This is a genomic window from Cupriavidus necator (assembly GCF_013141915.1).
GTDB lineage: Bacteria > Pseudomonadota > Gammaproteobacteria > Burkholderiales > Burkholderiaceae > Cupriavidus > Cupriavidus necator_B.
On the sequence record NZ_SROX01000021.1, the window covers coordinates 39,555 to 66,470 of the forward strand.

General features: G+C 66.8%; 26 protein-coding genes and 1 tRNA gene. 16 read left to right on the plus strand and 11 right to left on the minus strand.

Annotation, left to right across the window (positions count from 1 at the left end; genetic code table 11):
* The first annotated feature begins 274 nt into the window (after positions 1-274).
* Together E5S69_RS27695 and lpxC are read left to right on the plus strand one after the other, a co-directional pair.
* Complete coding sequence (locus E5S69_RS27695) at positions 275-781, plus strand: peroxiredoxin (protein WP_171517656.1); 507 nt, start codon at positions 275-277, stop codon at positions 779-781.
* Positions 782-934: 153 nt separating this feature from the next.
* Positions 935-1,852, plus strand: coding sequence for a UDP-3-O-acyl-N-acetylglucosamine deacetylase (lpxC, locus tag E5S69_RS27700; protein WP_171517657.1), 918 nt, complete (start codon positions 935-937; stop codon positions 1,850-1,852).
* A gap of 68 nt (positions 1,853-1,920) precedes the next feature.
* Here lpxC and E5S69_RS27705 read toward each other — a convergent pair whose 3' ends face one another.
* Positions 1,921-2,424: a DciA family protein gene (locus tag E5S69_RS27705; RefSeq protein ID WP_171517658.1), complete on the minus strand. Its 504-nt coding sequence runs from the start codon at positions 2,422-2,424 to the stop codon at positions 1,921-1,923.
* A 180-nt stretch (positions 2,425-2,604) separates the two neighbouring features.
* Here E5S69_RS27705 and secA point away from each other — a divergent pair, with 180 nt between their 5' ends.
* The 5 genes from secA to E5S69_RS27730 all read left to right on the plus strand — a co-directional run bounded on the left by secA (position 2,605) and on the right by E5S69_RS27730 (position 10,305).
* Positions 2,605-5,382: a preprotein translocase subunit SecA gene (secA, locus tag E5S69_RS27710; protein ID WP_171517659.1), complete on the plus strand. Its 2,778-nt coding sequence runs from the start codon at positions 2,605-2,607 to the stop codon at positions 5,380-5,382.
* 145 nt (positions 5,383-5,527) lie between these two features.
* The gene (gene argJ, locus E5S69_RS27715; RefSeq protein ID WP_171517660.1) at positions 5,528-6,754 is read left to right on the plus strand and encodes a bifunctional glutamate N-acetyltransferase/amino-acid acetyltransferase ArgJ; all 1,227 of its coding nucleotides are present in this window, start codon (positions 5,528-5,530) and stop codon (positions 6,752-6,754) included.
* A gap of 71 nt (positions 6,755-6,825) precedes the next feature.
* The gene (locus E5S69_RS27720; RefSeq protein ID WP_171517661.1) at positions 6,826-7,731 is read left to right on the plus strand and encodes an ATP-binding protein; all 906 of its coding nucleotides are present in this window, start codon (positions 6,826-6,828) and stop codon (positions 7,729-7,731) included.
* Positions 7,728-8,174: an NUDIX domain-containing protein gene (locus E5S69_RS27725; RefSeq protein WP_171517662.1), complete on the plus strand. Its 447-nt coding sequence runs from the start codon at positions 7,728-7,730 to the stop codon at positions 8,172-8,174. The genes E5S69_RS27720 and E5S69_RS27725 overlap by 4 nt, the downstream gene beginning before the upstream one ends.
* A 91-nt stretch (positions 8,175-8,265) precedes the next feature.
* Positions 8,266-10,305: an OPT family oligopeptide transporter gene (locus E5S69_RS27730; protein WP_171517663.1), complete on the plus strand. Its 2,040-nt coding sequence runs from the start codon at positions 8,266-8,268 to the stop codon at positions 10,303-10,305.
* A gap of 25 nt (positions 10,306-10,330) precedes the next feature.
* Here the strand turns inward: E5S69_RS27730 and E5S69_RS27735 are convergent, their stop codons facing one another.
* The 8 genes from E5S69_RS27735 to ispB all read right to left on the minus strand — a co-directional run bounded on the left by E5S69_RS27735 (position 10,331) and on the right by ispB (position 17,602).
* Positions 10,331-10,519 carry a DNA gyrase inhibitor YacG gene (locus E5S69_RS27735; RefSeq protein WP_171517664.1) on the minus strand — a complete coding sequence of 63 codons (189 nt, stop codon included), beginning with the start codon at positions 10,517-10,519 and terminating at the stop codon, positions 10,331-10,333.
* A gap of 15 nt (positions 10,520-10,534) precedes the next feature.
* Positions 10,535-11,293 carry a cell division protein ZapD gene (zapD, locus tag E5S69_RS27740; RefSeq protein ID WP_171517665.1) on the minus strand — a complete coding sequence of 253 codons (759 nt, stop codon included), beginning with the start codon at positions 11,291-11,293 and terminating at the stop codon, positions 10,535-10,537.
* Positions 11,294-11,501: 208 nt separating this feature from the next.
* Positions 11,502-12,128: a dephospho-CoA kinase gene (gene coaE, locus E5S69_RS27745; protein ID WP_171517666.1), complete on the minus strand. Its 627-nt coding sequence runs from the start codon at positions 12,126-12,128 to the stop codon at positions 11,502-11,504.
* A 101-nt stretch (positions 12,129-12,229) separates the two neighbouring features.
* Positions 12,230-13,129, minus strand: coding sequence for a prepilin peptidase (locus E5S69_RS27750; protein ID WP_171517667.1), 900 nt, complete (start codon positions 13,127-13,129; stop codon positions 12,230-12,232).
* Positions 13,130-13,132: 3 nt separating this feature from the next.
* Complete coding sequence (locus tag E5S69_RS27755) at positions 13,133-14,404, minus strand: type II secretion system F family protein (RefSeq protein WP_171517668.1); 1,272 nt, start codon at positions 14,402-14,404, stop codon at positions 13,133-13,135.
* A gap of 65 nt (positions 14,405-14,469) precedes the next feature.
* Complete coding sequence (gene pilB, locus E5S69_RS27760) at positions 14,470-16,194, minus strand: type IV-A pilus assembly ATPase PilB (protein WP_171517669.1); 1,725 nt, start codon at positions 16,192-16,194, stop codon at positions 14,470-14,472.
* 295 nt (positions 16,195-16,489) lie between these two features.
* A tRNA-Pro gene (locus E5S69_RS27765) sits at positions 16,490-16,566 on the minus strand.
* A gap of 106 nt (positions 16,567-16,672) precedes the next feature.
* Positions 16,673-17,602 (minus strand): octaprenyl diphosphate synthase, encoded by a 930-nt coding sequence (ispB, locus tag E5S69_RS27770; RefSeq protein ID WP_171517670.1) that lies wholly within the window; start codon positions 17,600-17,602, stop codon positions 16,673-16,675.
* Here ispB and E5S69_RS27775 point away from each other — a divergent pair.
* The 5 genes from E5S69_RS27775 to proB all read left to right on the plus strand — a co-directional run bounded on the left by E5S69_RS27775 (position 17,601) and on the right by proB (position 21,194).
* On the plus strand, positions 17,601-17,888 hold the full coding sequence (locus tag E5S69_RS27775; protein ID WP_171517628.1) for a hypothetical protein: 288 nt from the start codon (positions 17,601-17,603) through the stop codon (positions 17,886-17,888). The two genes, ispB and E5S69_RS27775, sit on opposite strands and share 2 nt — an antisense overlap.
* A 196-nt stretch (positions 17,889-18,084) precedes the next feature.
* Positions 18,085-18,396 (plus strand): 50S ribosomal protein L21, encoded by a 312-nt coding sequence (gene rplU / locus E5S69_RS27780; RefSeq protein ID WP_006576525.1) that lies wholly within the window; start codon positions 18,085-18,087, stop codon positions 18,394-18,396.
* Positions 18,397-18,435: 39 nt separating this feature from the next.
* Positions 18,436-18,696: a 50S ribosomal protein L27 gene (rpmA, locus tag E5S69_RS27785; protein ID WP_012353931.1), complete on the plus strand. Its 261-nt coding sequence runs from the start codon at positions 18,436-18,438 to the stop codon at positions 18,694-18,696.
* Between the two features lie 111 nt (positions 18,697-18,807).
* Entirely contained in the window at positions 18,808-19,905 is a 1,098-nt protein-coding gene (gene obgE, locus E5S69_RS27790; protein ID WP_171517671.1) for a GTPase ObgE, read from the plus strand.
* 170 nt (positions 19,906-20,075) lie between these two features.
* Positions 20,076-21,194, plus strand: coding sequence for a glutamate 5-kinase (gene proB / locus E5S69_RS27795; protein WP_171517672.1), 1,119 nt, complete (start codon positions 20,076-20,078; stop codon positions 21,192-21,194).
* Positions 21,195-21,262: 68 nt separating this feature from the next.
* On the opposite strand, the gene E5S69_RS27800 is transcribed toward proB, so the two are convergent.
* Together E5S69_RS27800 and E5S69_RS27805 are read right to left on the minus strand one after the other, a co-directional pair.
* Entirely contained in the window at positions 21,263-21,844 is a 582-nt protein-coding gene (locus E5S69_RS27800; protein ID WP_171517673.1) for a CNP1-like family protein, read from the minus strand.
* Positions 21,837-22,520 carry an RNA pyrophosphohydrolase gene (locus E5S69_RS27805; RefSeq protein WP_171517674.1) on the minus strand — a complete coding sequence of 228 codons (684 nt, stop codon included), beginning with the start codon at positions 22,518-22,520 and terminating at the stop codon, positions 21,837-21,839. The genes E5S69_RS27800 and E5S69_RS27805 overlap by 8 nt, the downstream gene beginning before the upstream one ends.
* A gap of 193 nt (positions 22,521-22,713) precedes the next feature.
* On the opposite strand from E5S69_RS27805, the gene E5S69_RS27810 reads away from it, so the two are divergent.
* Genes E5S69_RS27810 through E5S69_RS27825 form a run of 4 tightly spaced genes read left to right on the plus strand, consistent with a single transcriptional unit; the run spans position 22,714 to position 26,907 of the window.
* Entirely contained in the window at positions 22,714-24,435 is a 1,722-nt protein-coding gene (locus E5S69_RS27810; protein ID WP_171517675.1) for a proline--tRNA ligase, read from the plus strand.
* Between the two features lie 5 nt (positions 24,436-24,440).
* A complete protein-coding gene (locus tag E5S69_RS27815; protein ID WP_171517676.1) occupies positions 24,441-25,193 on the plus strand; it encodes a lytic transglycosylase domain-containing protein in 753 nt (250 codons plus the stop codon).
* On the plus strand, positions 25,190-26,083 hold the full coding sequence (locus E5S69_RS27820; protein WP_171517677.1) for a 2OG-Fe(II) oxygenase: 894 nt from the start codon (positions 25,190-25,192) through the stop codon (positions 26,081-26,083). Before E5S69_RS27815 ends, E5S69_RS27820 begins: the two co-directional genes overlap by 4 nt.
* Complete coding sequence (locus tag E5S69_RS27825; RefSeq protein ID WP_336510620.1) at positions 26,080-26,907, plus strand: AraC family transcriptional regulator; 828 nt, start codon at positions 26,080-26,082, stop codon at positions 26,905-26,907. Before E5S69_RS27820 ends, E5S69_RS27825 begins: the two co-directional genes overlap by 4 nt.
* Positions 26,908-26,916: the final 9 nt, after the last annotated feature.

Here is a 26,916-nt window from a genome sequence, read left to right on the forward strand (position 1 = left end):
CGGTCGGGATGTATCGACGTCCGCGCGGCGCACCCAAAAGGTGCGCCGCGCGGACGTCTTTGTAGGTGCGTCCGCAAGCAAGCTTTCACATGGGTTCGCCCCTCCGCCATCGCACGCAAGGTGTATCGGAATCCATGCGAATGTCACCGGATGTGATCCGGCTTTGGCAACGCGGACAGTGCGCCTATGATCGTTAGGTTGCCCTCACCGGCGCGATTCCCATGCGCCTGCGCATCCGTCCTATCCTTCAGACACCCCAGGAAAACCAAGAGCCATGATTACTGTCGGTTCCCGCGTCCCGGACGCCACGTTGCAGGAATTTTTCGAAACCGAAAGCAACGGCTGCGCGCTGGGCCCCAATGCGTTCAAGGTGGCGGACCTGGTCCGCGGACGCAAGATCGTGGTGTTCGGCCTGCCCGGCGCCTTCACACCGACCTGCTCGGCCAAGCACGTGCCCGGTTTTGTGCAGCACGCCGCGGCACTGCGCGAAGCCGGCGTGGACGAGGTCTGGTGCGTCTCGGTCAATGACGCCTTTGTGATGGGCGCCTGGGGGCGCGAGCAGCAGGTGGCCGGCACGGTGCGGATGATGGCTGACGGCAGCGCTGAGTGGACCCGCGCGCTGGGCCTGGATCAGGACCTCACCGCGCGCGGCATGGGCGTGCGTGCCAAGCGCTTCGCGATGGTGATCGACGACGGCGTCGTGACCCGGCTTGACGTGGAGGCCCCGGGCGAATTCCGCGTCAGCAGCGCGGAGGCCGTGCTGGCGGCGTTGCGTAGCTGACACAGTGGTTCGGGTAAACGTGGATAATACGCAACTTGTTAAGGGTGTGTTAACAGCCGGAAACAAAACCCGGCTGCAACGCCCCTGGGGTGGTGGTAAAATCCCTTAATCAAAAAGATAACACGATAGATTTTAATAATAGTTGAGGCTGTCATGCTCAAACAGCGCACGATCAAATCCTTGGTGAAGACGGTTGGCATCGGCCTGCACTCCGGCCGCAAGGTCACGCTGACCCTGCGTCCCGCGGCCGCCGGCACCGGTATTGTCTTTACCCGCGTCGACCTGCCCGAGGCCGTCGAGATTCCCGTGGCCGCGTCGGCCATCGGCGACACGCGCCTGGCGTCGGTGCTGCAGAAGGATGGCGCGCGCGTTTCCACCGTCGAGCACCTGATGTCCGCGTGCGCTGGCCTGGGCATCGACAACCTCTATGTCGACGTCGACGCCGAGGAAATCCCGATCATGGACGGCAGCGCCGCGTCCTTCGTGTTCCTGCTGCAGTCGGCCGGCATTGAAGAGCAGAACGCACCGAAGACCTTCATCCGCGTCAAGAAGCCGGTGGAAGTGCGCGAAGGCGACAAGCTGGCGCGGCTGGAGCCGTTCTTCGGCTTCAAGCTGTCGTTCACCATCGACTTCCGCCATCCGGCGGTCGACAAGACCGGCCAGACCTTCTCGATCGATTTTGCCGACACCAGCTACGTGCGCGAGATTGCGCGCGCCCGCACCTTTGGCTTTGCGCATGAGGTCGAAGCCTTGCGCGAGATGGGCCTGGCGCGCGGCGGCAGCCTGGACAACGCGATCGTGCTGGACGAGCACCGCATGCTCAACAACGAAGAACTGCGCTACGGCGACGAGTTCGTGCGCCACAAGATCCTCGATGCGATCGGCGACCTGTACGTGGTCGGCCATCCGCTGATTGGCGCCTATGTGGCGAACAAGTCTGGACACGGCCTGAACAACCAGCTGCTGCGCGCGCTGCTGGCGGACCAGGAGGCCTACGAGCTGGTCACCTTCGACCGCGTCGAGGAAGCGCCGACGGCGTTCCTGCCGCAGGCCCAGCCGGCATTCGCCTGAGCCACGGCGCCTGGCAAGAAAGCCGACCTGCAAGGGTCGGCTTTTTGGTTTTGGCACCGGCCGTCATGTCAGCGGTGGTGGGACAGCAGCGTATTGAGCGCATCGCGCAGCGGCGAATCGGGCAGGCTGCGCGCCAACTGATCCAGGTTGGCGAGTCCTGTGGCGGTCATGCGGCCGCCGGTGCGGGGCCGTGCCACCGGCTCGACTTCCCAATCCGAATGGCGCTGCACCTCCGGCTGCACCCGCACCCGGATCGAGGTGACCGGGGAGCCGCGCTGCTGCAGGCGCCCGAGCAAGGTGGGCACGATCTGGCGCACCCGTGCCGCGGCCGCGCCGTGGGCGGCCAGCAACAGCAGCACCTGGCCGTTGGGGTCGGCCGCATCGCGCTTGACCCCGGCCACCGCAAGGCCAGCGCGCATGCCGGCGGGCAACAGCGACAGCACTTCGGCCTCCAGTACCGACAGCTGGCGCGCGGTCTGCAGCAGTCCGGAGACCGGGCCGGCCTTGGCCAACCAGTCATTGAGCGGCTTGGCCGCGGGCGTCTGCAGGGCGTGATGGGTGAAGCGGCGCATGCACCCATTCTAGCAAGGGGGCGGCGGGTCCAGCGCAAGCGTCCACCCCTGCCGGCCGTGACGCCGGCACATGATAAACTCGGCGTTTTGCGCCAATCTATCCATTACCGCGCCCGGCCGCCGGAGCAGCCCGCCTTCCCTGGGGATGCCAGCCCGGTTCCGCGCAGGTGAAAGCAATCGATGATCACGGGCCTTCTCAAGAAAGTCTTCGGCAGCCGCAATGAGCGGCTGATCAAGCAATATCGCCGCACGGTGGCGCAGATCAATGCGCTGGAGCCGAAGTTCGAGCAGCTCTCGGACGACGAGCTGCGCGGCATGACCGAGGCCTTCCGGCAGCGCCACGCCGGCGGCGAATCGCTCGAGGCGCTGCTGCCCGAGGCTTTTGCCGTCTGCCGCGAGGCCAGCAAGCGCGTCATGAAGATGCGCCACTTCGACGTGCAGCTGATCGGCGGCATGGTGCTGAACGACAACAAGATCGCCGAAATGCGCACCGGCGAAGGCAAGACCCTGACCGCGACGCTGGCCGTGTACCTGAATGCCATCACTGGCAAGGGCGTGCACGTGGTCACCGTCAACGACTACCTGGCCCAGCGCGACGCCGAGTGGATGGGCAAGCTGTACAACTTCCTGGGCCTGTCGGTGGGTGTCAACCTGTCGCAGATGGCGCACGATGAAAAGCAGGCCGCCTACAACGCCGACATCACCTACGGCACCAATAACGAGTTCGGCTTCGACTACCTGCGCGACAACATGGTCTACGACCCGTCGCAGCGCGTGCAGCGGCCGCTGAACTACGCCATCGTCGACGAAGTGGACTCGATCCTGATCGACGAGGCCCGCACGCCGCTGATCATCTCCGGCCAGGCCGAGAACCAGACCGACCTCTACCAGCGCATGAACGGCATCCCCAAGCTGCTCGAGCGCCAGATCGGCGAGGAAAAGGCCGACGGCACCGGCGTCGAGAAGCCGGGCGATTACTACGTGGACGAAAAGGGCCACCAGGTCTACCTGACCGAGGCCGGCCACGAAAAGGCCGAGGAAATACTGGTCCAGCAAGGGCTGATCGGCGAGGGCGAGTCGCTCTACGCGCCGCAGAACATCACCCTGATGCACCACCTGTATGCGGCGCTGCGCGCGCACAGCCTGTTCCATCGCGACCAGCACTATGTGGTGCAGAACGACGAGGTGGTGATCGTCGATGAATTCACGGGCCGCCTGATGACCGGACGGCGCTGGTCGGACGGCCTGCACCAGGCGGTCGAGGCCAAGGAAGGCGTCAGCGTCCAGCAGGAAAACCAGACCCTGGCCACCGTCACCTTCCAGAACTACTTCCGCATGTACGAGAAGCTGGCCGGCATGACCGGCACGGCCGACACGGAAGCCTATGAGTTCCAGGAGATCTACGGCCTGGAAGTGGTGGTGATTCCCACCAACCGCCCGGCCCAGCGCAAGGACCTGCAGGACCAGATCTACAAGACCGGCAAGGAACGCTACGACGCCGTGGTGCGCGACATCCGCGACTGCCATGAGCGTGGCCAGCCGGTGCTGGTGGGCACCACCTCGATCGAGACTTCGGAATACCTCTCGGGCCTGCTCGACCGCGAGAAGCTGCCGCACCAGGTGCTCAACGCCAAGCAGCACGCGCGCGAAGCCGAGATCGTGGCCCAGGCCGGCCGCCCGAAGATGATCACCATCGCCACCAACATGGCCGGCCGCGGCACCGATATCGTGCTGGGCGGCAATGTGGAAAAGCAATCCGGCTTCATCGCGGCGGACGCCAGCCTGTCGGATGCCGACAAGGCGGCGCGCATCAAGCAGCTCGAAGACGAATGGCAGTCGCTGCACGAGCAGGTCAAGGCCGCCGGCGGCCTGCATATCGTCGGCACCGAGCGCCATGAATCGCGCCGCATCGACAACCAGCTGCGCGGCCGTGCCGGCCGCCAGGGCGACCCGGGCTCGTCGCGCTTCTACCTGTCGCTGGACGACCAGCTGCTGCGCATCTTCGCCGGCGACCGCGTGCGCGCCATCATGGAGCGCCTGAAGATGCCCGAGGGCGAGCCGATCGAGGCCGGCATCGTCACGCGCTCGATCGAATCGGCGCAGCGCAAGGTGGAAGGCCGCAACTTCGATATCCGCAAGCAGCTGCTGCAGTACGACGACGTCGCCAACGACCAGCGCAAGGAAATCTACAAGCTGCGCAACGACGTGCTCGAAGCCAATGACGTCGGCGAGATGGTGGCCAACCTGCGCGAAAGCGTGCTGGTCGAGCTGTTCCGCGACCACGTGCCGGCCGACACCATGGAAGAGCAGTGGAACATCGCCGGCCTGGAAACCCGCCTGCGCGAGGACTGGGGCCTGGAAGTGCCGCTGGCGCAGACCATCGAGGGCGCGCAGAGCATCGAGGACGAAGAGGTGCTCAACCTGATCATGAAGGCGGCGACGGAGCGCTACGACAGCAAGGTGGCAATGGTCGGCCGCGAGTCGTTTGCCGGCTTCGAGCGCTCGGTCATGCTGCAGAGCATCGACACCCACTGGCGCGAGCACCTGGCCGCGCTGGACCACCTGCGCCAGGGCATCCACCTGCGCGGCTACGCGCAGAAGGACCCCAAGCAGGAATACAAGCGCGAGTCGTTCGAGCTGTTCGCGCGCCTGCTGGACGTGATCAAGAACGAAGTCACGCGCGTGACCTTCAACGTGCAGATCCAGTCGCCGGAAGAACTGGAGCAGGCGTCCGAGGAGATCGAGGAAGGCCTGTCGCACCTGGAGAACGTGCAGTACAAGCACGACGAGTTCGCCGAAGGACGCGAGCCGGTGGAGGAAGCGCCGTCGCCGCGCACCGGTACCGCCATGGCCGCGGCCGAACTGGCGCTGGCCGGCATGCCCAAGGTCGGCCGCAACGATCCGTGCCCGTGCGGCTCGGGCAAGAAGTTCAAACAGTGCCACGGCAAGCTCAGCTGAACTGAGCGAGGCCGGGCATCCGGTATGACGTTGCTCCCCGCAGCACGGGAGCGACGCAAGAGGTAATCGAACATGCCCGCCTTCGCGGGCATGTTCGTCTGAAACAAGCAACAACAGAAGCGCGCTTCCAACAGAGGAGTTCCACATGCCCGTCAATCTTCCGCTGCCGCAGGCAGAGCACCTGAAACCCGTCGCCGGCGTGGAGCTGGGCTGGGCCGAAGCCGGCATCCGCAAGGCCAACCGTAAGGACGTGCTGGTGGTGCGCGTGGCCGAAGGCAGCACCGTGGCCGGCGTCTTTACCAGCAACCGCTTCTGTGCCGCGCCGGTGCAGGTCTGCCGTGAGCATCTGACTGCTGGCAAGGGCATCCGCGCGCTGGTGGTCAATACCGGCAACGCCAACGCCGGCACCGGCGAGCCGGGGCTGGCCAATGCCCGCGCCGCCTGCGACGCGCTGGCCGCGCAACTGGGCATCGCCCCCGAACAGGTGCTGCCGTTCTCGACCGGCGTAATCCTGGAACCGCTGCCGGTAGACCGCCTGGTGGCTGGCCTGCCCGCCGCCATCGCCAACGCGAAGCCGGACAACTGGCTGGCCGCCGCCGAAGCCATCATGACCACCGATACGCAGCCCAAGGCCGCGTCGCGCACGGTGCAGATCGACGGCAAGACCGTGACGCTGTCGGGCATCAGCAAGGGCGCCGGCATGATTCGCCCGAACATGGCGACCATGCTCGGCTTCATCGCCATGGATGCCGCCGTGGCCCAGCCGGTGCTGCAGGCGCTGGTGTCGCATGCCGCCGATCACTCGTTCAACAGCATCACCATCGACGGCGACACCTCGACCAATGACTCGTTCGTGCTGATCGCGACGGGCAAGTCCGGCGCCGTGGTCGACCGCGCCGAAGGCCCGGCGTTCGAGGCGCTGCGCGATGCGGTGACCGCGCTGGCGCAGGAGCTGGCGCAGATGATCGTGCGCGACGGCGAAGGCGCGACCAAGCTGATGACCATCCGCGTCGAAGGCGGCAAGGATGTGGCGGAATGCCGCCAGATCGCCTACGCGGTGGCGCACTCGCCGCTGGTCAAGACCGCGTTCTATGCCTCGGACCCCAACCTGGGCCGCATCCTGGCCGCGGTCGGCTACGCCGGCGTGGATGATCTGGACGTCGACCGCGTCAACCTGTGGCTGGACGATGTCTGGGTCGCCCGCGACGGCGGCCGCAACCCCGACTACCGCGAGGAAGACGGCCAGCGGGTGATGAAGCAGGCCGAGATCACCGTGCGCATCGCGCTTGGCCGCGGCCAAGCCGAAGCGACGGTCTGGACCTGCGACCTGTCGCACGACTACGTGTCGATCAACGCCGACTACCGTTCCTGAGCCTGCCCGTCCTTCCCGCGCTCGCGGGAAGGACATCGATTTTCCCTGCCAGTCGCCACCGCCACGCTGCCATGTCCGATCTCGCCGCCCGCCTCGACAATTTCCTCGCCCGACTTGAACAATGGCTGCCGCCGCAACTGGGCGACGCCGACTGGCAGGAGGCGGTAGCGTTCCGCTGGCGCAAGCGCCAGAGCCTGTTCGGCAATATCGGCTATCTGCAGCCGGTACGCCAGCTGCCGCCGATCCACCTGGACGACCTGAAGAACATCGAGCGCCAGAAGGACGCCATCGTCGGCAATACGCGCCAGTTCGTGAACCGCCTGCCCGCCAACAACGTGCTGCTGACCGGCGCGCGCGGCACCGGCAAGTCGTCGCTGATCAAGGCCTGTCTCAATGCCTTCGTCAAGGACGGGCTGCGCCTGGTCGAGGTCGACAAGGACGACCTGGGCGACCTCGGCGATATCGTCGAACTGGTCTCGCAGCGGCCCGAGCGCTTCGTGATCTTCTGCGACGACCTGTCGTTCGAGGAGGGCGAGTCGGGCTACAAATCGCTTAAGTCAGCGCTGGACGGCTCGGTGGCGGCGCAGTCGGACAACGTGCTGATCTACGCCACGTCCAACCGCCGGCACCTGCTGCCGGAGTACATGAAGGACAACGAGACCTACCGCCACACCGACGACGGCGAGATCCACCCCGGCGAAGTGGTGGAAGAAAAGATCTCGCTGTCCGAGCGCTTCGGGCTGTGGCTGTCGTTCTATCCGCCCAAGCAGGACGAGTACCTGGCCATCGTCGGCCACTGGCTCCGCCACTTCGGCTGCACCGACGAAGACATCGCCGCCGCGCGCGGCGACGCGCTGGTGTGGGCGCTGGAGCGCGGCTCGCGCTCGGGCCGCGTGGCCTGGCAGTTCGCGCGCGACTGGGGCGGCAAGCATGGCAAGCCGTATCTCCCGGAAGTTCCCGGCGAGGCCAAGGCATGAGCGTGGCGACGCAGAACCCTGCAACCACGGGCGGCAACCCGCCGCGCAAGGTGACCGAGGTGGCGGTCGGCGTGCTGGTGCAGCCCGACGGCCGCTTCCTGCTGGCACAGCGCCCGGCCGGCAAGCCCTACGAGGGCTACTGGGAATTCCCCGGCGGCAAGCTCGAGCCGGGCGAATCGGTTGAGGCGGCGCTGGCGCGCGAGCTGCATGAAGAACTGGGTCTTGATGTCACGCAAAGCGAGCGCTGGCACATCCTGGAACATGACTACCCGCACGCCTATGTGCGGCTGCATTTCTGCAAGGTGACGGCCTGGCAGGGCGAACCCGTCGGCCGCGAAGGCCAGGCATTCTCGTGGCAGGGCACGCCGGTGACGGTGGGGCCGCTGCTGCCGGCGACCATTCCCGTGGTGGTGTGGCTGACCGAGGAAGCGCGCCCCGGCTGACCTTGCCGTCGGCGTCACCGACAAGCGGCCGCGGCGCCCGCTTGCGCGCCGCCCGGGCCGGCCGGCCCGGATCCACAGGAAAGGAACCTGCATGCTACGTGTCGAACGTATCGCCGACGACGTGTCCCTGCCTGAACTGACCCTGCGCGGCATTGTCCTCGGTGCGCTGATCACGGTCGTGTTCACCGCTTCCAACATTTACCTGGGCCTGAAGGTCGGCCTGACCTTCTCGTCGGCAATCCCGGCGGCCGTGATCTCGATGGCCGTGCTGCGGCTCTTTCCCGGTGCCAACATCCTCGAAAACAACATGGTGCAGACGCAGGCCTCGGCCGCCGGCACCCTGTCGTCGATCATCTTCATCCTGCCCGGCCTGGTGATGCTGGGCCACTGGCAAGGCTTTCCCTTCTGGCAGACGCTGGCGATCTGCGCGGCCGGCGGCATGCTGGGCGTGGTGTTCAGCATCCCGCTGCGCCATGCCATGGTGGTGAAGAGCGAGCTGCCATACCCCGAGGGCGTGACCGCGGCGGAAATCCTGCGCGTGGGCAGCGCCGCGCCGGCGCAGGCCACGCCGGGCCAGAAGCCGCAGGCGACCGGCCTCGCCGACCTGATGGCCGGGGGCCTGGTGGCGGGGCTGTTCAGCTTCGCCGCCGGCGGGCTGCGGGTGCTGGCCGAGGGCGCCAATTTGTGGCTGTCGGCGGGGGCCTCGGTGGTGCGGCTGTCGATGGGCTTCTCGCTGGCGCTGGTGGGCGCGGGCTACCTGGTCGGCATCGTCGGCGGGCTGGCCATGCTGCTGGGGCTGGTGCTGACCTGGGGCATCGCGGTGCCGTGGCTGACCGCCGTCACGCCGCGTCCGGACGGCGCCACACTGTCGGCATTTGGCACCCTGGTATGGAGCCAGCAGGCACGGTTCATCGGCGCCGGCACCATCGGCATCGCCGCGATCTGGACGCTGGTGTCACTGGCCAGGCCGATGCTGGAAGGCATCCGCGCCTCGTTCGGCGCGCTGCAGGGCGGCCCGGCGGGGCAAGACAAGATGCCGCGCACCCAGCAGGACATGCCGGCGAAGTGGATCGGGCTGGTGATGCTGGCGCTGCTGGCGGTACTGGTGACCGTGTTCGCCTGGTTCCTCGCGCCGGCGCCGCTCGAGGGCGCGGCGCGCTGGCGGCTGGTGGTCTACGCGGTGGTGTTCGCGTTCATCTTCGGCTTCCTGGTGGCGGCGGCGTGCGGCTACATGGCCGGGCTGGTGGGATCGTCGGCCAGCCCGATTTCCGGCATCGGCATCATCGCGGTGATCCTGGTGTCGCTGCTGATCCTGCTGGCGGGCAAGGCCGACGGGCTGCTGGACACGTCCGAAGGCGGCAAGTTCGCGATCGCGCTGGCGATCTTCACCACCTCGGCGGTGGTGGCGGTGGCTTCCATCGCCAATGACAATCTGCAGGACCTGAAGACCGGCTGGCTGGTCGGCGCCACGCCTTGGCGCCAGCAGGTGGCGCTGCTGATCGGCTGCGTGGTCGGCGCCGCGGTGATCCCGCCGGTGCTGGAGTTGCTCTACAGTGCCTATGGCTTCGCCGGCGCGCTGCCGCGCGCGGGCATGGATCCCAACCAGGCGCTGGCCGCGCCGCAGGCGACGCTGATGACCGCGATCGCTACCGGCATCTTCACCCACCAGCTCAACTGGACCATGATCCTGATCGGCATCGGGCTGGGCGTGGTGCTGATCGCGATCGACGAGGTCCTGCGCCGCCGTGGCGGTCCGGCGCGGCTGCCGGTGCTGGCGGTGGGCATCGGCATCTACCTGCCGCCGACCATCAGCTCGGCGCTGGTGGTGGGCGCGGTACTGTCGTGGCTGCTGCTGCGCGCCGAGCGCCGGCGTGCCACCGCGCGTGGCGACGATGTGAAGCTGGCGCTGGAGCACGCCGAGCGGCGCGGCACGCTGCTGGCCTCCGGCCTGATCGTGGGCGAAAGCCTGATCGGCGTGATGCTGGCCGCGGTGATCGGCCTGTCAGGCAGCGATGCGCCGCTGGCGCTGGTCGGGGGCGGGTTTGAAGCGACCGCGCAGTGGCTGGGCCTGGCGGTGTTCGTGCTGGTGTGCGTGGGCTTCTACCGCCGCGTGCTGGCGGCGGCGCACTGAGGGCGAGGGCGCCTGCGTCGCGCCTTCAGTCGTCCTCGTCTTCACGCTGGTCGGCGGAGGTCTCGCCCGGCTTGCCGCCGATCACGTATTTCTCCGACGCCCAGGCGCCGAGATCGATCTGCTTGCAGCGCTCGGAACAGAACGGGCGGAATTTGTTGTCGGGCACCCAGGCCACCTCGGTGCCGCAGGTGGGGCATTTGACGACAGCAGGCATGGCGTTCAGCAGGCTTCAGAAATTGCAGAGTTTCAGCAGGAACGGGATATCGGCATCGACCGCGCGCGGACGCAGGTCGCCATCCTGCTGCGTGAAGCGCACCCACAGCATGTACTTGTTGGCACTCATCTCGGGGATGAAGGCCAGCAGCGAATCGTCCAGGTAGACCTGCATCAGCTGGTAGCTGCGGCCCGAAAGCATCTGCTGGTAGCTGCCGCCGGTGGCGATCACCTTGCCGCTCTGGCCCGCTTCGCGCAGCAGGCGCAGCACGATGGTGGTGCCCATGCGCAGCGATACCAGCGGACGCGCCCATTTCAGGATGTCGGCGCGACGGTCTTCGGCGGGGCGGTGCTGCCACGCATAGTAGGCGGGCAGGTCGAACTCGCAGGTGCCACCGGGGATGATCGCGCGGCTGCGGATGCTGGTCAGCCACTCGTTGTCGGTCAGCAGCTGGCCGGCCTTGCCCACGGTCTGGTTGAGCAGGGCAATGCCCTGCTCGATCTCGCCGATGACCGCGTCGAGCGCGTCCTGGTCGATCTGCGGATTGGCGCGCAGCGGCGCCAGAGCCTGGCGCTGGCGCTCCAGCTCCTTGATCAGGTCGGTCTTGAGGTCGGCGCGTCCGGCGACGTCGATGATCTCGAACAGCGTGGTCAGCGCGACATGGTGCTGCTGGGCATGATCCTGGCCGAGGAAGTATTCCAGCCGATCGAACAGGTCCTCCAGGCGCAGGAGTGTCCTGATGCGTTCGTTGAAAGGGTATTCGTACAGAATCAAGTGCGGTGTCCGTGCAGGGCGTCGGGCGCTTCAGGGGCGGCCCGGTGCAGAATGAGGCCCGGGAAATGCCGGCAGGGCGATTTATAGGGAATGGATACCAGCAGTATGCGGCGATTTCCCGGCATGTTCCAGCGCATTCTATGCGAGACAAGGTCCGAGGACAATGTCGCGCGCATGATGCCGTGCGCCAGCACGCCGGGCCGGCGCGTTATGGATGGACCGTGCCCGCGGCGGACAGTTCACGGTAGTAACGGTCGAGCCGGTCGACCTGCGCCACCAGTGCGTCGACCGGTCCGTCGTTGTCGATGACGTCATCGGCACATGCCAGGCGCGCGCTGCGTGTCGCCTGCCTGGCCATGATCGCCAGTACCTGTTCGCGGCTGAAGCCGTTGCGCGACATCACGCGGGCCACCTGCGTGGCTTCGCTGCAGTCGACCACCAGCACGCGGCCCACGCGCTCGCGCCACGAGCCCGATTCCACCAGCAGCGGCACCACGTAGATCAGGTAGGGATGCGCGCCCCCGGCGCGGATCGACTGCGCGCGTTCGGTGGTCAGCGCGCGGATCAGCGGGTGCGTGATGGCTTCCAGCCGCGCCTTGGCGGCTGGATCGGCAAACACCAGCGCGCGCATCGCATCGCGGTCCATGGCGCCGTCCGGGCGCAGGCAGCCAGGGCCGAAGGCCTCGACCAGCGCCGGGATGGCACGCCCGCCGGGGGCGGTGATTTCATGCGCGAGCAGGTCGGTATCGATGAGCGCGGCGCCGCGCGCGGCGAACATGTCGGCCACGCGGGTCTTGCCGCTGCCGATGCCGCCGGTCAGTCCGATTTCCAGCATGTGGGGTTCAGTCAGGCGTTGGTTGCCGCAACGATACCAGCTTCGGCGGCTTCAACCGCTATTCCATCATGGCCGAAGCCGCCGGGTACTGCGGCAGGCCGTTACCAGGCAAACCATGGCAGCACGCCGGGGCCGAACAGCAGCACCACCACGCCCGCCAGCGCAATGAAGGGCCCGAAGGGGAACGGCGTATCGCGCTCCTGGCGGCGTAGCGCGATATTGGCCAGCCCGAACAGCACGCCGGCCACCGACGACAGCAGCACCAGCGCCGGCAGCGCCTGCCAGCCGAACCAGGCACCCAGCGCCGCCATCAGCTTGAAGTCGCCGAATCCCATGCCTTCCTTGCCGCGCAGCAGCCGGAACAGCCAGTAGGCGAGCCACAGCACCAGGTAGCCGGCGGCGGCGCCGATCACCGCGTCGGGCAGCGCCACGAACAGGCCGGCCAGGTTGAGCAGCAGGCCAAGCCATAGCACCGGCAGCGTGATCTGGTCCGGCAGCAATTGCGTATCGGCATCGATCATGGTCAACGCCAGCAGTCCCCATACCAGCACCAGCGCGGCCAGCGCCTGCGCGCCCGGGCCGAAGCGCCAAGCCACCAGCGCGCTCAGCCCGCCGCAGGCCAGCTCCACCAGCGGATAGCGCACGCTGATCGGCGCCTTGCATGCCGAGCAGCGACCACGCAGCAACAGATAGCTCAGCACCGGCACGTTTTCCCACGGGGCGATGGCATGGCCGCAATTCGGGCAGGCCGAGCGTGGCACCATCAGGTTGTAGCGGCCGGGGTAGGGCAGCGGATCACCGCGCAGCTCGGCAATATAGTTGGCCTCGTCGCGCTCCATCATGCGCGGCACGCGGTGGATCACCACGTTGAGGAAACTGCCGACCACCAGCCCGAGCAGCGCCGCTGCCGCCACCAGGAAGGCGGGCGGCAGCGCCGCCAGCGCGTGCAGCAGCGGCGCGGTGCCGGTCGGATAGGGGGATGCGGACCACACTGGCTGCATGGCTTACACCACCTGTCCCAGCTTGAAGATCGGCAGGTACATCGCCACCACCATGCCGCCGATCAGCACGCCCAGCACCACGATGATCAGCGGCTCGATCAGGCTGGAGATGGCGGCGACGGCATCGTCCACCTCACGTTCATAGAACTCCGCCACCTTCAGCAGCATGTTGTCCAGCGCGCCGGATTCTTCGCCGATCTGCGTCATCTGCAGCACCATGTTGTCAAACACATGGGTCGCCTGCATCGCGTTGGTCAGGCTGGTGCCGATGCGCACCGATTGCTCGATCTCGCGGGTGGCATCGTAGTAGACCCAGTTGCCGGCCGCGCCGGCGACCGACTCCATCGACTCCACCAGCGGCGTGCCGGCCGCGAACATCGTCGCCAGGGTGCGGGTCCAGCGAGCGATCACGGCCTTGCGGAACAGGTTGCCGAAGATCGGCAGCTTCAGCAGCGTGCGGTCGGTGGCGCGCTGCACCTTCTCGGATTTCTTTAGCGCGCGCAGGTAGAAGCTGATGGCGGCCACCGGCGCGCCGATCACCAGGTACCAGTACTGGACGAAGAAATCCGAGATCGCGATCACCAGCAGCGTCGGCGCCGGCAGGTTGGCGCCGAAGCTGGAGAACACCCCCTTGAACGCCGGGATCACGAACAGCATCAGGATCACCGTGACGGCAAAGGCCACGGTCAGCACCGCGATCGGATAGATCATCGCCGACTTGATCTGGCTCTTCAGCGCGATGGTCTTCTCCATGTAGAGCGACAGGCGCTCCAGCAGCGAATCCAGGATGCCACCCTGTTCGCCGGCGTCGATCAGGTTGCAGTACAGCGTGTCGAAGTACTTCGGGTGGCGCCGGAACGCCGCGGCCATGCTGCTGCCAGCCTCGATGTCGAAGCGGATGTCGGACAGCAGCTGGGTAAAGTTGGGATTCACGTGCCCGCGCGCGATGATGTCGATCGACTGCAGCAGCGGGATGCCGGCCTTGAGCATGGTCGACAGCTGGCGGGTGAAGTAGGCGATGTCCTTCTCGGTGATCTTGCGCCCGCGCGCGGCCTTGCGCTTCTTCAGCCTGACGATGGTCAGGCCCTGCTTGCGCAGCGTGGCGGTGACTTCGGCCGGGTTCTCGGCGCGCAGTTCGCCGGTAAAGGTCTTGCCTTTGCGGTCCTTGCCTTCCCACTCGAAGATGTACTGGGTCGGGGCTTTGCGTCCCTTCCCTGATTTGGCCCGTGACGGTGCCCCTGTCCGGGCGCCTCCTGCTGGTGCGCGCGTCGCCATGGTATTGACCCCCGATGCAAATGACGCTTGTTCTGCGTCTTGTCTTTACGTTGTGTGGTGCTTCCCTACGTATTAGTGGTCGCCAGCACTTCTTCGAGTGACGTGACGCCCTGCTTCACCTTCAGCAGCCCAGCTTCGCGCAACGATAGCACGCCGTCTTTGCGCGCCTGCTCGGCAATCTGCAACGCGGTGCCGTGCGCCAGGATGATCTCCTGCATGGCCTCGGTGATCGGCATCACCTGATAGATGCCGCAGCGGCCCTTGTAGCCGGTGCCGTTGCAGCGCTCGCAGCCGACCGGGTGGTAGGGCTGCCAGCTGCCGTCCAGGTCGTGCTCGCGAAAGCCCGCTTCCAGCAGGGCCTCGCGCGGGATCTCGCCCGCGCGCTTGCAGGTGCACAGCCGCCGCGCCAGCCGCTGCGCGGTGATCATCAGCACGCTCGAGGCAATGTTGAAAGCTGCCACGCCCATGTTCATCAGGCGGGTCAGCGTGGTCGGGGCGTCATTGGTGTGCAGCGTCGACAACACCAGGTGGCCGGTCTGCGCGGCCTTGATCGAAATGTCGGCGGTTTCCAGGTCCCGGATTTCGCCGACCATGATGATGTCCGGATCCTGGCGCAGGAACGATCGCAGCGCGGCCGCAAAGGTCAGCCCGGCCTTGTCGTTGACATTGACCTGGTTGATGCCCGGCAGCTGGATTTCGGCCGGGTCCTCGGCCGTGGAGATATTGATGTCGCCCTGGTTCAGCAGGTTCAGGAAGGTGTACAGCGACACGGTCTTGCCGCTGCCGGTGGGGCCGGTCACCAGCACCATGCCGTAGGGGCGCTTGATCACGTCCAGCAGCAGCGCTTTCTGCTCCGGCTCATAGCCGAGCTGGTCGATATCGAGCTTGTCGGACGACGATTCCAGGATTCGCATCACGATCTTCTCGCCGAACAGCGTCGGCAGCGTCGACACGCGGAAGTCCACCGCCTTCTCGACGGTTTCCTTGGCATCCTTGTCCTTGGGCAGCGCAATCAGCAGCTTCATGCGGCCGTCCTGCGGCACGCGCTTTTCAGAAATGTCCAACCGCGACAGCACCTTGATGCGCGTTGCGATCTTGTCGCGGATGTCCAGCGGCGGGCGCGCGACCTCCTGCAGCACGCCATCGACGCGGAAGCGGACGCGGTAGAAGGTTTCGAACGGCTCGAAGTGCAGGTCCGACGCGCCGCGGTGGAAGGCTTCGGTCAGCAGCTTCTGCAGGAAGCGCACCACCGGGGCGTCGTCGATGTTGTCGGCCGTGGTGCGGTTGCGCTGGTTGCCGGCGGCGGCCACCGGATCGTATTCGATCATCTTGCGCGCGGCCTGCACCGGCGAGATGTTCTTGAGCGTGCCCAGCGCCTCGCCGGCGGCACGCACATGCTTCATCAGCTTGTCGTGCTCGACCACCACCGCTTCGACCGGCAGCTTGTACTTGTCGCGGATCGCGTCCAGGCCGGCCTGGTTGGACGGATCGGAGATCGCTAGCACCAGGCGGTTCTCGCGCCGGCCCAGCGGCAGCAGCCGGTGGGCATGGAACTCACGGTTGCCGGCCAGTGCCGGCGGCACCTTGGCGAGGTTGTACTGGGCCAGGTCCAGCAGCGGCAGCTGGTACTTGTCCGCAGCGAACAGCGCCAGGTCGTGCGCGCTCATGGTGCCGCTGGCGACGATTTCATCGATCAGCTGCGATTGCTTTTCACGCGCGGCCTGCTCCAGCTGAGCAAGCAGTGCGGGCGCGATACGCCGGCTCTGGGCCAGGGCAAGTCCGAGTGTCATGGCAGGTGCGCGATGCAGTTAGGCGGTAAGGCATGCAGGCAAGGGCGGACGTACCCACGTCCCCGGCTCGGGGCAGTTTGACGCTGGGGTCACTTTTTGTAAAGGCGATGACGGCCGGGTATTGGCGTTTGCGCGACACGGGCGCAACCCTACTTGCGCGGGGAGAAATGGCGCTGATAAATGACAGGGTTTGGGGCTTCGGACCGTCCGCAAGCGTCGCGGCGCATGGGGCGCGGAATTCCGCGGAGCCAGAATGGCAAAAGGCCGAACTCACTGAGTTCGGCCTTTTTAAATCTGGTCGGGGTGAGAGGATTCGAACCTCCGGCCTCTACGTCCCGAACGTAGCGCTCTACCAGGCTAAGCTACACCCCGATTTGGTCTGCCGGCAGACGTTTTAGCGTCAGCAGCAAAGAACGTAAGTTTAGCAGTGTTTTTTTTGGAATGGAAGAGGGCGGAGGCAAACGCCGCGCGTCCCGGTTCAGGACTGCCGCTGCAGCGAGAACGCGCAGAGCTGGATCAGGGTTTCCTTCAGCTCCGACGGCGGGAACTGCCGGGCCGCCTGCTCGGCGGCTTCGGCCTCGCGCCGTGCGGCTTCGAAGGTGACCTCGAGCGCGCCGCTGGCGTGGATGGCGGCAAAGACCGCGTCGAAATGCTCGGTGCCGCCCTGCACGATGGCGTCGCGCGCCAGCTGGCGCTGCTCAGCGGTGCCGTGCTCCAGCAGGTGCAGCAGCGGTAGGGTGGGTTTGCCTTCGCGCAGGTCGTCGCCGGCGTTCTTGCCCATCTGCTCGGCGCTGGCGGTGTAGTCCAGCATGTCGTCGATCAGCTGGAAGGCGGTGCCGATGCGGCGGCCGTATTCGGCCGCGGCTTCTTCCATCCGGGCATCCGCACCGGCGAGCACGGCGCCCAGTTGCGCGGCGGCCTCGAACAGCTTGGCGGTCTTGTAGCGGATGACCTGCAGGTAGCGCTCGACGGTGACGTCGGGGTCGTGCATGTTCAGCAACTGCAGGACCTCGCCCTCGGCGATCACGTTGGTCGCGTTGGACAGGATCTCCATGATGCGCATGCTGCCGGCATCGACCATCATCTGGAACGCGCGCGAATAGAGGAAGTCGCCCACCAGCACGCTGGCGGCATTGCCGAAGACGGCGTTGGCGGTGTCGCGGCCGCGCCGCAGCTCGGACTCGTCGACGACATCGTCGTGCAGCAGGGTGGCGGTATGGATGAATTCCACGACGGCGGCCAGCTCATGGTGGCGGTTGCCGTCGTAGCCCAGCGCGCGCGCCGTCAGCAGCAGGATCACCGGGCGCAGGCGCTTGCCGCCGGCACCGATGATGTATTCGCCAATCTGTTCGATCAGCGGGACTTCGGAAGACAGCCGCTGGCGGATAACAGCATCGACCGCGCGCATGTCTGCAGCGACCGGGGCAAGCAAGGCAGTGGCGGAAGGCTGGGGCAAGATGAGATCACCGTTACGCAAAACCGGTCGATTATATGCGATGCACGCGGCGTTCTACGCATGCATGCGCCGCGTTCTTGCCGGCGGCGGCTCCGGGTATGTGTGCAGCGGCGTCGGTGAGCGGCGCTACTATAATCTGGGCATGGACAAGCCCGTACCTCGCCGCCCATTGCGCCGCACTGCCTGGTGGGTGGCGTTTGCCGCACTGGCGGGATTTCTTCTCGCCGATCTGACCTGAGCGAGGCCGCTACCAAGTGTGCCGGCCGCGCCGCTCACAGGCTATGTGCCTGTTTTCTTTGCGGTTTTCCCAGATCTCGTTTACAATTCCCGGTTTCCTCCGGTAGTCGCTCGCCTTGCGGGTCCTTGCCGGTGGGGGATAACCGGGGCCGCATCGCGCGGTTTCGGCGTTTTATTCACATCCGAGAGGTTCGACAATGTACGCGGTCGTAAAAACCGGCGGCAAGCAATACAAGGTTGCTGCTGGCGAAAAACTGAAAGTAGAACAGATACCGGCAGACATTGGCGCAGAAATCACGCTCGACCAGGTGCTCGCAGTGGGCGCCGGCGACCAAATCAAGTTTGGTACGCCGCTGGTGAGCGGGGCTTCCGTCAAGGCTACCGTTATCTCCCAGGGTCGTCACGACAAGGTGAAGATCTTCAAGATGCGCCGTCGCAAGCACTACCAGAAGCGTCAGGGCCATCGTCAGAATTACACCGAACTGCGCATCGAAGCGATCGTTGCCTGATCAATCGAGCGTAATCCGGTAAAGCGACAGGAGTAAGACATGGCACAGAAAAAAGGCGGCGGTTCCACGCGGAACGGCCGTGATTCCGAATCGAAGCGTCTGGGTGTTAAGGTTTTTGGTGGCCAGGCCATCAATGCCGGTGGCATCATCGTGCGCCAGCGCGGTACCCGCGTGCATGCCGGCGACAACGTCGGCGTGGGCAAGGACCACACGCTGTTCGCCCTGATTGACGGCCACGTGCAGTTCGCCGTCAAGGGCCCTGCCAAGAAGCAGCAAGTCAGCGTCGTCCCGGCGGCCTGATAACAGCCTTTGCAGGATGAAAGGCCCCGCAACGCTTGCGGGGCTTTTTCTTTTCTGGCGAAGTAAACTACGCCGGTCCCCGATCTGCCGATCCATCACGGAAAACCCATCATGAAGTTCATCGACGAAGCCCGAATCGAAGCCATTGCCGGCAACGGCGGCAATGGCAGCGCCTCGTTCCGGCGCGAGAAGTTTGTGCCCTTCGGCGGCCCGGATGGTGGCGACGGCGGCCGGGGCGGCAGTGTGTTCGCACAGGCGGACCGCAATATCAATACGCTGATCGACTTCCGCTACGCCAAGAAGCATGTGGCGAGGAACGGCGAAAATGGCCGCGGCTCGGATTGCTACGGCGCGGCCGGTGAAGATATCACGCTGCGCATGCCGGTAGGCACGCTGATCACCGACATGGACACCGGCGAAGTCATTGCCGACCTGACCGAGCATGGCCAACGCGTGTGCCTGGCCGAAGGCGGCATGGGCGGCTGGGGCAACCTGCACTTCAAGTCCAGTACCAACCGCGCGCCGCGCCAGCAGGTCGACGGCAAGCCGGGCGAGCGCCGCATGCTCAAGCTCGAGCTGAAGGTGCTGGCCGACGTCGGCCTGCTGGGCATGCCCAATGCCGGCAAGTCGACCTTTATCTCGCATATTTCCAACGCGCGCCCGAAGGTGGCGGACTATCCGTTCACCACGCTGCACCCGAACCTGGGCGTGGTGCGCGTGGACCACGAGCAATCGTTCGTGGTCGCCGACATTCCGGGCCTGATCGAAGGCGCGGCCGAGGGCGCGGGCCTGGGCCACCAGTTCCTGCGCCACCTGCAGCGCACCGGGCTGCTGCTGCATATTGTCGACCTGGCACCGTTCGACGAAGCGGTCGACCCGGTCGCCGAGGCCAAGGCCATCGTCAACGAGCTGAAGAAATACGACGAAACGCTGTACGAGAAGCCGCGCTGGCTGGTGCTGAACAAGCTCGACGTGGTGCCCGAGGACGAGCGCGCGGCCCGCGTGAAGGACTTCCTCAAGCGCTACAAGTGGAAGGGCCCGGTGTTCCAGATCTCGGCGCTGACCGGCGAAGGCTGCCGCGAGCTGATCTACGCGATCAAGGACCACCTGCAGGCGATCAAGGCCGAGGAGGCCGCGGCGCTGGCGGAGCCGGACATCCGCCTGGACGATCGGCTGCATAACGTCGACCAGGACCAGGGCGGGGCGTAAGCGGCGCGCCTGACGCGTGCCTCTGGTTGGCTCCCCTCTCCCGCTTGCGGGAGAGGGGCAGGGGTGAGGGGCGGGGGCCCGATCGGGCGTGGCGCCTTGTCAAACCACCCCTCACCCTGCCCTCTCCCCTGAGGGGAGAGGGGAACACAATCGCAGACAGGATTTCCACCATGCAATCTGTCATCGCGCAGGCAAAGCGCATCGTCGTCAAAGTGGGCTCAAGCCTGGTTACCAACGACGGCAAGGGGCTGGACCACGACGCCATCGCCCGCTGGGCGGCCCAGATCGCCAAGCTGCGCGTGGCCGGCAAGGAAGTGGTGCTGGTCAGCTCCGGCGCCATCGCCGAAGGCATGCAGCGGCTCGGCTGGGTGCGACGCCCCAAGGAAATCCATGAACTGCAGGCCGCCGCCGCGGTCGGCCAGATGGGGCTGGCGCAGGTCTACGAGAGCCAGTTCGGCCGCTATGGCATCCGTACCGCGCAGGTGCTGCTGACCCACGCCGACCTGGCCGACCGCGAGCGCTACCTGAACGCCCGCTCCACGCTGCTGACGCTGCTGTCGCTGGGTGTGGTGCCGATCATCAACGAGAACGACACCGTGGTCACCGACGAGATCAAGTTCGGCGACAACGACACGCTCGGTGCGCTGGTCACCAACCTGATCGAAGGCGACGCGCTGGTGATCCTGACCGACCAGCGTGGCCTGTACACCGCCGATCCGCGCAAGGACCCGGCTGCGCAGTTCGTCGACGAAGCCCTGGCCGGCACGCCCGAGCTGGAGGCCATGGCTGGTGGCGCCGGCACGTCGATCGGCCGCGGCGGCATGCTGACCAAGATCCTGGCGGCCAAGCGCGCGGCCAAGTCGGGTGCCCATACCACCATCGCCTCCGGGCGCGAGGCCAACGTGCTGGAGCGCCTGGCCGCCGGCGAGGCCATCGGCACCCAGCTGCTGGCGCCGACCGGCCGTCTGACGGCCCGCAAGCAGTGGATGGCCGACCACTTGCAGCTGCGTGGCCGCGTCGTGATCGACAACGGCGCGGTCGAAAAGCTCACCAGCGGCGGCAAGTCGCTGCTGCCGATCGGCGTGGTCGAAGTGCAGGGCGAATTCGCCCGCGGCGAGGTGATCGCCTGCGTCGATGCGCTAGGCAAGGAGGTGGCGCGCGGCATCACCAACTATTCCAGCGCCGAAGCGCGGCTGATCGCGCGCAAGCCTTCGTCCGAGATCGAAACCGTGCTCGGCCACCTGAACGAGCCGGAACTGATCCATCGCGACAACCTGGTGCTGGTCTGAGCGACGGCAGCAAAAACGGCGGAACTGCCAGGCAGTTCCGCCGTTTTTTTTATGCCGGATCCGCGCGCTCAGCGCTGGCGCGGTGCACGCGATTGCAGCTCGCGCACCATGTCCGCGGGCGTGCCGGCCACGGTGCGGCCCTCGCAGAAGAAATCCACCGCCAGCGTGGCGGCGTAGGCGTTGCGCGCCCCGGTTTCCATGCGGTGCCAGGTCTCGCCGTAGTCGCTGCTGTTGGGCACCCACTCGGTGGCGCCCTTGGGCAGCGTCGCGTACAGCTTGCGCTCGAACGCGTCGCAGCGCAGGCCTTCGAAGGTCACGTTGCGCGCGCCGCTCTGGCTGGTAGTGACGGCGGTGTAGCGAACCACGTTGTCCTTGCCCACCGAGATCGACTTGCTGTCCACCGCGAACGACAGCGTGCCGGTGCCCGCCACCGAGAACGGGATCAGGTTGGCGTCCTGCGGCAATGCCGGCAGCATGGCCTTGGCTTCCTCGAAGGTCTTGGGCGCGAACGGGTTGTTCCAGGTGCTTTCTTCCGCCGCCATCTCCTTGCCGGTGGTCTTGCAGCCGGCCAGGGCCAGGCTGGCCGCGGCAAGCAGCAATCCGGCCGCGCTCAGGCCGCTGCGGCGGCCCCCGCCGGTCAAACTAGTCATCAGTGCTCCGTGAAGTGGATACCGGCGTCGCCGGCGAAACGTACTCGGCCGTGCCGGCGGCTTCGGCATTGCCATCGGCGTCGGCCTGCTGCGCGGCCTGGGCGCGGCTTAGCGCCTGTCCGCGCGGCCCGCCGTGGCGCCCGTGCACGCCGTGGCCACCATGGGCGCCATGCGTACCATACGGACTGAGCGGCACGCGCGGATGCCGGTTCAGGAAGCGTGACAATTCCGTCAGCGCCATCTGGTAGACATCGCGCTTGAATTCGATCACGGCCTCGAGCGGGACCCAGTAATGGCTCCAGCGCCAGGCATCGAATTCAGGGTGCTCGGTGGCGCGCAGGTGGATGTCGCAGTCCCTGCCGGCCATGCGCAGCAGGAACCAGATTTGTTTCTGGCCCTTGTAATGGCCGCGGATCTCGCGGCGGATGAACTTGTCCGGCACCTCGTAACGCAGCCAGTCGCGCGTGCGACCGACGATCCTGACGTGCTCCGGAAGCAGGCCGATTTCCTCATGCAGTTCGCGGTACATGGCCTGTTCCGGCGTTTCGCCGTACTTGATGCCGCCTTGCGGAAACTGCCATGAGTGTTCGCCGATTCGCTTGCCCCAGAAAACCTCGTTTCTTGCGTTGAGGAGGATGATGCCGACGTTCGGGCGAAAGCCTTCACGATCGAGCATGACTGCACCTCGAATCCTTTAGAATTACGCTGATTATAAAGGAAGCGCGCAGCCGGGCCCGGACCGGGGGATGGTGGTTTTCCCCGAGCAGAAGGGCAGTTTCAGGCGCGTGCGCATAATTCAGCGCCGCCGGCCCCCCGGATTGTGCCGGGACGGATTTTTCCGACCTTGGCGGCCCAGAGAGAAATTACGGATGAAAGCCTCGCAATTCTTCATTTCCACCCTCAAGGAAGCGCCCGCCGACGCGGAAATCGTTTCGCACAAGCTGATGATGCGCGCCGGCATGATCAAGAAGCTGGGTGCCGGCATCTACAACTACATGCCGATCGGGCTGCGCGTGATCCGCAAGGTGGAAAACATCGTCCGCGAGGAAATGAACCGGGCCGGCGCGGTGGAGCTGTCGATGCCGGTGATCCAGCCGGCCGAGCTGTGGCAGGAAACCGGCCGCTGGGACAAGATGGGCCCCGAGCTGCTGCGCCTGAAGGACCGCCATGAGCGCGACTTCGCGGTGCAGCCTACCTCCGAAGAGGTGGTGACCGACATCGCCCGCTCCGAGATCCGCAGCTACAAGCAGCTGCCGGTCAATTTCTACCAGATCCAGACCAAGTTTCGCGACGAGCGCCGGCCGCGCTTCGGCATCATGCGCGGGCGCGAGTTCACCATGAAGGACGCCTATTCCTTCGACCGCGATACCGACGGCCTGCGCAAGTCGTACGAGAACATGTACGACGCCTACGTGCGCATCTTCCGCCGCTTCGGGCTGGAATTCCGCGCCGTGGCGGCCGACAACGGCGCCATCGGCGGCTCGGGCTCGCATGAGTTCCACGTGATCGCCGAAACCGGCGAAGACGCCATCGTCTACTGCCCCACCTCCGCCTACGCCGCCAACATGGAGGCCGCCGAGGCGCTGCCGCTCGTGGCAGAGCGCGCCGCGCCCACGCAAGACCTGGTCAAGACCTTCACCCCGGAAAAGGTCAAGTGCGAGCAGGTGGCCGAGTTCCTGAACCTGCCGCTGGAGACCAACGTCAAGTCGATCGTGCTGGCCACGGACGGCGACGCCGGCACCCAGATCTGGCTGCTGCTGATCCGCGCCGACCATGAGCTGAACGAGGTCAAGGCCTCCAAGGTGCCGGGGCTGGCCGAGTTCCGCTTTGCCACCGAGAACGAGATCGTCGAAGCCTTCGGCTCGCCGCCCGGCTACCTGGGCCCGATCGGCATGAAGAAGCCGATCAAGGTGGTCGCCGACCGCACCGTCGCCAACATGAGCGACTTTGTCTGCGGCGCCAACTACCGCGACTACCACTACACCGGCGTCAACTGGGGCCGCGACCTGCCCGAGCCGATCGTCGCCGACCTGCGCAACGTGGTGGCGGGCGACGCCTCGCCGGACGGCCAGGGCACGCTGGAGATCTGCCGCGGCATCGAGGTGGGCCACGTGTTCATGCTGGGCACGCGCTACTCGGAATCGATGAACGCCACGTTCCTGGACGAGAACGGCAAGACCCAGCCGATGCAGATGGGCTGCTACGGCATCGGCGTCACCCGTATCCTGGGCGCGGCAATCGAGCAGAACTTCGATGAGCGCGGCATTATCTGGCCGGCCGCGATCGCCCCGTTCGCGGTGGTGATCTGCCCGGTCGGCTATGACCGCTCCGAGGCCGTCAAGGCCGAGGCCGACCGCATCCATGCCGAGCTGCTCGCCGCCGGCGTGGACGTGATCCTCGACGACCGCGGCGAGCGCCCGGGCGTGATGTTTGCCGACTGGGAGCTGATCGGCGTGCCGCACCGCGTGGTGGTGGGTGACCGTGGCCTGAAGGAAGGCAAGGTCGAGTACCAGGGCCGGCGCGACGCGCAGGCCACCGCCGTCAGCGTGGCCGAGGTGGTCGGCCATGTGCGCAGCCTGCTGGCGAATTGAACCCCATGCGCGCCGTCCGCGGCATGACCGCCGCCGCCCGCCGCCTGGCGGGCGCGCTGCTGGTATCGCTGCTGGCCCTGGCGGCCACGGCGGCGCACGCCGGCGCGCAGAAGGAAGAAGACCTGGCCGATTCGGTGCGCGGCGCGCTGGCCGCGGCCATTGCCGATGACCGGCCGCTGCGGCCGGTGTTCGCCTCCGGCGGCGAGCGCCTGGCCTACCTGAAGTGGCTGGGCGAGATGTCGGCGCGGCTGGCCGCGCGCATTCCCGAGCCGCAGGTGCGGGTCGAGCTGATCGAGGTGGCCTACTACGAAGCCAAGCGCGCCGGCCTGGAGCCGGCGCTGGTGCTGGGCCTGATCCAGGTCGAAAGCAACTTCCGCAAGTACGCGATCAGCTCGGCCGGCGCGCGCGGGCTGATGCAGGTGATGCCGTTCTGGGTGCGCGCCATCGGCGACAGCGATGCGCGCAAGCTGTTCCACCTGCAGAGCAACCTGCGCTACGGCTGCACCATCCTGCGCTACTACCTGGACCGCGAGCAGGGCGACCTGTACCTGGCGCTGGGCCGCTACAACGGCAGCCGCGGCCGCCCGGAATATCCCAACGCGGTGCTGGCGGCGTGGAAGCGCTGGCAGTATTCCGAAGCCACCGTCACCGTCGCCGGCGATGCCGAGATCGCGCCGTCGCGCCCACGCGCGCCGGTGGCGGAGCCGCCCGCCCGCAACCCGTTCTCGTCGCAACGCGTCGCGGCCAATCCGTCATGATCCGCCAAGCATCCGTTGCCGGCGGCAAGGCCGGCTACACCGAATCCTCGCCCGAACTCGAACAATGGCTGGCCCGGCATATCGCCAAGGGCTTTGCTGCCGATGCGCTGGTGCTGTCGATGCTGCGCTCGGGCTACGACGACGCTTTCGCGCGCCGCTCAGTGGCCGCGGCGTTTGCGCAAGACCCTGCTGCGGCAGCGGCCCAGCCGGCCCAGCCCGAGATCGAAACCGCCGCCACCGGCATGCCCCTGGCCTACGCCGCCGATGGTGGTGACCGCCGCGTGCCCGTGCTGTTCCGCCTGGCGTCGCCGCAGGTGCAGCTGTTCCAGCAACTGCTGAGCGACGACGAGTGCGATGCCCTGGTGGCGCTGTCGCGCGGCCGGCTGGCGCGCTCGCCGGTGGTCAATCCCGATACCGGCGACGAGAACCTGATCGATGCCCGCACCAGCATGGGGGCGATGTTCCAGGTGGCCGAGCACGCGCTGATCGCGCGCATCGAGGCCCGCATCGCCGCGGTCACCGGCGTGCCGGCCGACCACGGCGAGGGCTTGCAGATCCTCAACTACAAGTCCGGCGGCGAGTACCAGCCGCACTTCGATTACTTCAACCCGCAACGCCCGGGCGAAGCGCGGCAGCTGTCCGTCGGCGGGCAGCGCATCGCCACCCTGGTGATCTACCTGAACACCCCCGAGGCGGGCGGCGCCACCGCGTTCCCGCGCGTGGGCCTGGAGGTGGCGCCGGTCAAGGGCAACGCGGTCTACTTCAGCTACCTGCTCCCCGACGGTACGCTGGACGACCGCACCCTGCACGCCGGCCTGCCGGTGGCCACCGGCGAAAAGTGGATTGCCACCAAATGGCTGCGCGAACGCCCGTACCGCAGCGCGGCGTGAGCCGCGCAGTGCCCGCATCACCCGCCGGCTGCTGGTGGGACCCCGCGCTGCCGTTTGCCGAAAGCCGGCGCGCCCGCCATAGCAGCGCCAGCTACCTGCCGCATACCCATCCCACGCTGTCGGTCGGCGCTGTCGACGGCGGCACCAGCCGCTTTGCCTGCGGCGATGAACGCGCTGTGCTCGGGCCGGGCACAGTGGTGCTGATCCCGCCGCACCAGGTCCATGCCTGCAACCCGGTGCCGGATGGCCGCTGGAGCTACCAGATGCTGCATTTCGACCCCGCGTGGGTGGCGGCCGTGCTGGACGAAGACAGCGCGGCACAAGCCCGCGTGCCGGCACGCGTGATGGCGTCCCGAAGGGTCTACCGGCTGGTCTGCGAGTTGAACCGAACGCTGTTTTCGCCCGCCGACAGCGTCGAGAAAGAGGCCGCGCTGGTGGCCTTCATCGGTGACCTGCATGCCGCCATCGACGCCGGCGCAGCCAGCCGGACCCTGCCGGCGCCGGCTTCGGTTTCCGCACGCGTCGCGCAGTTGTGCGAGCTGCTGCACGAACGCCATGCCGAGCGCCTGCCGCTGGCCGAACTGGCGCGCGCCTGCGGCCTGAGCCGCTACCACCTGATCCGGGCCTTCCGCGCCGAAACCGGCATGACGCCGCACGCCTACCAGCTCGACCTGCGCATCCTGCACGGGCGCCGCCTGCTGCGCCAGGGCGCGGGGCTGGCCGAGGTCGCCCTGGCGCTGGGCTTTGCCGACCAGAGTCATTTCCAGCGGGCCTTCAAGCAGCGCGTGGCCATGACACCGCGCGGGTACCAGCGCGCCGCCTGAGGCGGGGGG